Source organism: Roseateles sp. P5_B10, assembly GCF_056400485.1.
The window spans coordinates 1-940 of record NZ_JBFULE010001321.1 but is presented as its reverse complement, the minus strand read 5'-3'; the positions used below and the strand labels follow the sequence as shown (position 1 = coordinate 940).

The 940-nt window shown below is 70.5% G+C and carries 1 protein-coding gene; it reads right to left on the bottom strand.

Translation table 11 applies throughout. The features are described from left to right. Positions 1-194: 194 nt before the first annotated feature. Positions 195-770: a DUF1349 domain-containing protein gene (locus AC1DU6_RS33030; RefSeq protein ID WP_477862522.1), complete on the bottom strand. Its 576-nt coding sequence runs from the start codon at positions 768-770 to the stop codon at positions 195-197. Positions 771-940: the final 170 nt, after the last annotated feature.

Here is a 940-nt window from a genome sequence, read left to right as displayed (position 1 = left end):
CTGCATGCCGCCACTGCTCAGCAGGCCATCGATGGCAGCGCCATCGGTCAGCTCGGAGAAGGTGACGGCGGCACCGCCGAGCGAGGCATAGGCCACCTCGTTCGTCGCACCGGCCTGGGCCGCGCTCACGGTGAGGCCGAGCAGCAGCGCGGCCAGGGGTTGAAGTCGGAATCGCATGTTGTGGTCTCCTTTTTTCAGCGGCCGCCGCCGACGATGCTGACGTTGTCGAAATCGGCCGTGACGACCGCGCTGTTGCTGCCCGATGAGAGGGCCAGGCCGACGTAGAGGCTGGCGGCCGTCACGTTGACGTTGGTCTTCTCGGCCCAGGTCACGCCGTCGGTGGACGCGGCGGAATACAGCGCATTGCCGCGCCGCTGCACGCGCACCCAGACGGGCGGCGTGGACGCTGCAAAGCCGGCCAGGTTGGACTTGTTGTTGCCGTTGATGGCGGCACGGATCTCGCCGGTCGTCGAGTAGCGCGCCGTCCAGGCATAGACGGGGCTGCCCGTGATGCCGTCCGCCGCGACGACGCCGGCACGCGCCGAGTCGGCGTTGCCGCCCTGCGTCACGACACGGGCCGTGAAGGTGAAGTCCCCCGTCAGCGCCGTGTACTTGAAGTTGAAGGTGTAGGGGCTGCCGGTGTTGATGGCACCAGCGCCGGACAGCGTGTAGGTGCCGGTGGCCTGCACATAGGCGGCAGCGGGCACGATGGCGGTGACCAACGGGCTCATGGCCTGCTCGCCGCTGCCCGTGCTGCAAGGCAGGGTCACGGTGCAGGCCGTGCCTGGAATCAAGGGAGGCGGATTGGGCGACGGACTGGGCGCGGGTGTCGGGGCTGGCGCCGGCGTGGGCGATGGGCTGGGTGCGGGGCTTGGCGTCGGGCTGGGCGTCGGGGATGGGCTGGGCGCCGGCGAACCGGGCAGCGGCGCGGGCACGGGGC